Here is a 6,058-nt window from a genome sequence, read left to right on the forward strand (position 1 = left end):
CTTGTCCGGGTAAAAAGTCGCGCGCAACAAGTACAAGAAGCGTTTAGTCAGAACCGTACCGTGGGACACACGGAATCGGGCTTCTGAAATGGCGCGAAAGTCTGTGGACTTTGTGTAAGACAGTACATGGTTTTTTAACCGTGGTATGCAACGGTGGTTGAAGCAGAAACTTAAATCGTGAGGTTTAGGAATCGCCGCCCTAAAAGTGCGGCGAGGATGTCAATCTTACTCGGTTAAGTAGGGTTTGCGGCAAAAAGCTTTTCCTAGGGGCAGGGTGTGGGGTGTGGGGTGTGGGGTGTGGGGTTTTATCGATTTTCAGGTGGTCAACTACCTAATTTTCAGGGAAAAAGTACCTGAATTTTCCCCCCGATCACCCCTAGCTAAAGCACTTTTCGAGGGGAAAAAAGTCTAAAAGTCTTATCCAACAAGGTTTTTAGATTTATTCAGCAAACCCTAAGTAGTCGTGGAAAATTAATTTTGCACGACTACTTATAATTTGTGTTCTCTGTGTCTCTGTCGATTTTAACTGGTTAAACCGTGTTTTAGGGCAAAACGTACCAATTCCGTGCGACTATTAGTACCAGTCTTGCTAAATAAGCGACTGACGTATTTTTCTACGTTTCTGACGCTGGTTTCTAGACGACTGGCAATTTCTTTATTCATCAATCCCTCGGCTACCAGATCTAAAACACTTTGTTCCCGGGGGGTCAGATCAATTTTAATCGGGGGGGGAGTAGTAGTAAAAGTGTTATGTTGTCCCACCTGCTGTTTTAATTCCCGGATATCTCGGGCAATTTCTTCTAATCTAGCGTTTTCGCTGGTGGCTTGCAAGGATTGACGACGGCGCTCGATTAAAGACTTGATTAATGCTTCTAATTCTTCGGGATCGAAAGGTTTGGATAGATAAGCATCACAACCGGCATTATAACCCTGAATGCGATCGCTTGTCATCCCCCTAGCAGTGAGAAAAACCACGGGAATTGTCTGAAAACGAGCATCTTCGCGCAATTTCTTCAGAAACTGATAGCCATCCACCTGCGGCATCATAATGTCGGAGATGACTAATTCCGGAATTTCTTGATTGAGTAAATCCCAGGCTTCGTTAGCATTACTAGCAGTTCTTACCTCGAAGTCATCCCCGTACTGTAGATATGCTTGCACAGATTCACGAACCCCCGGTTCGTCATCCACTAACAAAACTTTCGCAGGTGTGTCCATGAATTTCTCGCAGCGATCGAATATTGTCCGAATCCTATCTTAGCGGTTTTTTGCCCACTTTCTGGGGCAGTGTTAACGACGATAACCAGTGAGTATTTACCTAACAGGTTTGAGAACAGCTTGCAATATTTCAACATTTTCTGTATGATATCCGTGTTACTTAACCAAAAATGTCATGCTCTCAAGAGGAATATATACTTTAGCCAATGACACTGTTTATGACCAATTGGTTGCACTGCTTAACAGTATTGAAAAGAATATTGGTTCCGATATTCCTGTCTGTGTAATTCCCTATAATGATCGCCTAGAAAAGACTCAAAAAGAAATTGATTCTCGACCCCAAGTAACTCTTTTTAATAATTCTCAATCTCTCGCTAGATGGGATAGTTTTGTTAACGAGGTATGGGAGTATCATTCCCAAGCGTCAAAACCCTTAGAGCGTCCCGCTTGGTATAAGGGTTTTGTGCATCGTAAATTTGCGGCTTTTGACGGTGATTTTGATAGATTTGTCTTTTTTGATGCCGATAGTTTAGCAATGAAACCCTTAGATAAAATTTTTGAAAAGCTCGATGTTTATGATCTAGTTTTTGATGATTGGGAACACAACAAAAAAAGATTTTCGACAGAATTGGATTTAGAAGCGATCAAACAAGCGACTGGTTTATCAGAGGCTGATATTCGCCCTAAACTTCATTGTGACAGTTTTTTTGGTTCTAAATCTGGGCTTTTTTCCCCCGCAGAAATGGATGTACTCAAGGAAAGGTTAACCAAGAAAAAAGAGATTCAATGGGTGTATGATCGCTGTTGGTGGTCTAGTTCGGCACTGTTCAGTTATCTGACGTTCCACACTAACTATTCCATGTTTAACTTTACTCTAAGTCCTAATGGTCAAGACAGGACAGGGAACTGTGCAGATGCGGATCCCTTTGTGGAAATTGATGGTATTCTTTATAATCAAGAAGGACTCAAACCTATTCATAGGATTCACTATATGAATTATTCTTCAGCTGGATTTACCCGTTTATGTCAGGGGGAAGATGTAGATATTCGTTATCGAGATACGTTTCTACACTATCGTTTTCTCAAAAATCCTGAACAAAAACCCGATAATTTTCAGGCACCGAGTCCCTTAACTAAAGGGACTCGAAAACTAAATAAAATGATCAGTAAAGCGAAAAGAGTTTTTTTCTGATCTATCTTAACCTTGAAAATATTAAGTGACTAAAATGCCTAATTTGTCAACTCCACAGGATGTAAAAGATGCTTTACATCAATCTTTGTCTGTACTCCGTTCCCTCGAAGAATGTGCATTGTTAGATTATCCGAACTATTCTAATCTTGGAGATCATTTAATCTGGTTAGGGGACATTCTCTATTTAAGTAAAACTGCGAAAATTAAAATTAAATATACTGCCCATGCTAATAGTTTTTCTGAGGATGATCTAGAGCGTAAAGCAGGGAAATCTCCGATTATTTTTACTGGAGGTGGAAATCTAGGAGATCTCTGGGCAAAGTATCAAAATTTTCGGGAAAAAATTATTGCCAGATATCATGATCGACCTATCTTTATTTTACCCCAGTCCATCTATTTTAAATCCCAGGAAAATCTACAAAAAACTGCCAAAATTTTTAACTCCCATCCCGATTTAACCATTTTTGTACGCGACGATTATAGCTATGCTATCGCTGGGGAACATTTTGGCAATTGTCGCATTATTAAAGCCCCGGATATGGCTTTTGAAATGGTTAATTTACCTGCCCTGCCTAATATTACAGCGACTAAGAACTCAATTCTTTATATTGATCGAGTAGATACAGAGAGAAATTCGGCTTTTTCTGCCTCTAAGCTAGAGATTCCTGATTTAGTAGTGGAAGATTGGATATCCCTTCAATGGATGAATAAACTTCCCGAAAAATGGGTTTATATCCCCGGATTGGCTAGACTTATACGGGAGGGTTGGCAACGAGGATTAGCTACTCCTAATCAATGGCTTTCTAGGCAAAAATGGCAACTTTTTCATCCCTGGGCTTCTGTCTTTAAGGACATAGATAATCCTCGTCTCCATCAGAAATCATGGAGTTTAATGCACAGTGGCATCTATCAATTAAAACAATATCCGATCGTGATTACTAATCGTCTTCATGTTCATATTTTATGTCTGCTGCTTGATATTCCCCATCTTGTCTTTCCAGGCTCTTACTATAAAATTAAGGCCTTTTACGACACTTGGACTCATCAAATTCCTATCGCTAAATTAGTTGAAGACCCTCTACAGACTAAAGTAGCACTCCAAGAACTGCGCAATCGTCTAGGTTAAGGGTTTTTTCCTTAATGACGACATCATCCTCAAGATGGTGACGGTGAGTTAAAATATCAGGTAAAAGTAAAAAGCGACAAAAATCACCTAGATTATTTTAGAATCCTTTCACCATTCTTAACAAATACCGTGACCATTCTCTGCTGGCTCGATCGCATTAGTGCTTCTGATCGCCCCCTGGTGGGGGAAAAAGCTTTTATTGCCAGTGAATTACACCAGCGAGGATACCCAATTATCAGGGGATTTGCCATTTTTAACCACATTTTTGCGGAATTTTTGGAAACTATCAACAAGGCTGACTCGTTCTTGACTGATTTTCCGCAATCTTCCCTCTATTTAGACGTAGATGACGCAAAAGCTCTGCAATTAGTCGCTAAAAAGAGTCGGAGCGCCATTTTACAAGCAGCAATTCCTCCTCTCTGGTTAGAAGAACTAGGGGCGGCCGTGGCACAATTATCCATGGATACCCTAGTATGGCGCTTTTCCCTACCAGCCAATCTGGCTCGGCGAACTCTAGGGTTATTTTCTGCCCCAATCAGTGGAATTAAAGCAGATAATCTAGAAAATGCCCTAAAACAAGCTTGGGCGGAGTTATTCAGCGCCAGAAGTCTATTTTATTGGCGAAAAATGGGAATTGGTTTAGAAAACGTTCAATTATCTTTACTGGTACAACCGTTATTACCGGCCAATTGTGCGGGAAATGTGTTGATTAATGACGATAACTGGCAAATTCAGGCGGTTTGGGGGTTAGGACACAGTTTAGTGAATGGAGAAGTGGCACCGGATACCTATATTATCGATCGCTCCGGTCAATTACGCAGTCGGCAATTAGGCAATAAATCCCGCGCTTATTATCTCAATAGTGACAGTAATCTGCTTGCGCCACAATTATTAGCACCCAGTTTACAGGAAAGCCACTGTTTAGATAATTTCGCCATCGATCGCCTTTGTCAACTGGTTCAATCTCTGCTTACGGAAAAACCCACCTTAACCAGCATAGAATGGCTGATGATGCTGGATGGTCAAATTTATATTCTCAACTGTCACAGTCAAGAAATCACCGCTACTACCTCCCATTATCCCCTAAGAGGATTAGGGGCATCCCCGGGGTTGGTATCGGGAGTGGCAAAAGTTATCAGCAATTTCGACTCCCCAGAGGCAAATTTTCAGGATTGCATTCTGGTTACTACTAATTTACCTCCCCAAAAACTGCCCCATTTACGCCAAATTCGAGCAATGATCACGGAACAGGGGGGAATGACTAGCCATGGAGCTATTTTAGCCCGGGAATTAGCCATTCCTGCCATTGTCGGGGTGAAAAATGCCACGGAAATTATCCGCTCAGGCGAGATAATTTTAGTAGATGGTACGAGGGGAATTATTTCTCTAGCATCTCAGGAAAATATTTCCTTACCTCCATCACCACCCAGAGAAACCGACGGGACGGCAATTGCCACCCGTTTGATGGTTAATCTCAGTCAAACTGAAAGTATTGCCAGAATCCAAAATCTGCCTATTGATGGGATCGGTTTATTGCGCTCAGAATGGATGATTTTAGAGTTACTTTCCCAGCGTAGCCTAGAAGAATGGTTAACACCAGAGCATCAAGGGGAATTAATCGAGAGATTAAGTGATTTAATCGCACAATTTGCCCTTAGTATCCAGCCTAAGCCTTTATTTTACCGTTCTTTTGATGCTCAACATTCGGCTAAAGACAGTCGGGGAACCCATGGTTATATATTAGATGCGACTCTATTCGATCTGGAATTGCAAGCTTTACGACGGGTACAAACCACCAGCGCCACCAATATTAATTTACTGCTTCCCTTTGTCCGCGGAGTGGAAGAATTTATTTTTTGCCGGCAACGGGTACAATCGGCTTTACTCACTCAAGTCCCTTCTTTTCAATTGGGGATAATGGTGGAAGTACCGGGGGTAATCTTTCAATTGGGGGATTATGTGCAAGCGGGGGTACAATTAATCGCTATTGGTACTAATGATTTAACTCAATTACTTTTAGGTAGCGATCGAGAAGATTTCTCAGAATATTTTAACGCCCGTCATCCCGCAGTCAGGGCAGCTTTAAAACAAATTATCACTCAAGCAAAAGTTTTACAGATTCCCTGTTCCGTTTGCGGCATGGCCATCGTTCAGTATCCTGAAATTATCGATGATCTGATTGCTTGGGGTGTGACTTCTCTTTCGGTGGATACAGAAGCAGTTTTAGCCACTAGAGAGGCAATTGTTCGGGCAGAAAGAAGGTTTTTATTGGAAAATAGCAGATAACCTCGGCAAAAGGAGCGTTAGGGGTTGGCTGTTGGGGAAGATGTTAGAGGAGGCAAGAGGCAAGAGGCAGAAGGCAGGTTTTAGGTTTTGGGGTTTTGGGGTTTTAGTTCAATTTCCCCACTACCCCACTACCCCACTACCCCACTTCCTAATTCATAGTTAGTAAAAGTATAGTCAAATATAGACAGACTGAATTCCATTTCAGAAATTCCCTTCACTTTTACTTCGAGAGATTA

General features: G+C 41.5%; 4 protein-coding genes. 3 read left to right on the forward strand and 1 reads right to left on the reverse strand.

Going from position 1 to position 6,058, the window contains the following annotated elements; all coding sequences use genetic code 11:
- Nucleotides 1-522: 522 nt before the first annotated feature.
- Nucleotides 523-1,218, reverse strand: a complete 696-nt coding sequence (locus tag IM322_RS17525) for a response regulator transcription factor (protein ID WP_287079412.1) — start codon at nt 1,216-1,218, stop codon at nt 523-525.
- Between the two features lie 175 nt (nt 1,219-1,393).
- On the opposite strand from IM322_RS17525, the gene IM322_RS17530 reads away from it, so the two are divergent.
- The 3 genes from IM322_RS17530 to IM322_RS17540 all read left to right on the forward strand — a co-directional run bounded on the left by IM322_RS17530 (nt 1,394) and on the right by IM322_RS17540 (nt 5,822).
- The gene (locus IM322_RS17530) at nt 1,394-2,410 is read left to right on the forward strand and encodes an Npun_R2821/Npun_R2822 family protein (protein WP_287677292.1); all 1,017 of its coding nucleotides are present in this window, start codon (nt 1,394-1,396) and stop codon (nt 2,408-2,410) included.
- Between the two features lie 34 nt (nt 2,411-2,444).
- Entirely contained in the window at nt 2,445-3,536 is a 1,092-nt protein-coding gene (locus tag IM322_RS17535; protein ID WP_287677293.1) for a polysaccharide pyruvyl transferase family protein, read from the forward strand.
- A 129-nt stretch (nt 3,537-3,665) separates the two neighbouring features.
- Entirely contained in the window at nt 3,666-5,822 is a 2,157-nt protein-coding gene (locus IM322_RS17540; RefSeq protein ID WP_287677290.1) for a putative PEP-binding protein, read from the forward strand.
- The last annotated feature ends 236 nt before the right edge of the window (nt 5,823-6,058 follow it).

Origin of the sequence: Microcystis sp. M109S1 (assembly GCF_020247025.1) — a bacterium.
In the GTDB taxonomy this organism is placed as follows: Bacteria; Cyanobacteriota; Cyanobacteriia; order Cyanobacteriales; family Microcystaceae; genus Microcystis.

Bases quoted from the DNA above. Each gene is read 5' to 3' on its own strand.
- IM322_RS17530 (WP_287677292.1), top strand. From the start codon at position 1,394: ATGCTCTCAAGAGGAATATATACTTTAGCCAATGACACTGTTTATGAC.
- IM322_RS17525 (WP_287079412.1), bottom strand. From the start codon at position 1,218: ATGGACACACCTGCGAAAGTTTTGTTAGTGGATGACGAACCGGGGGTT.
- IM322_RS17535 (WP_287677293.1), top strand. From the start codon at position 2,445: ATGCCTAATTTGTCAACTCCACAGGATGTAAAAGATGCTTTACATCAA.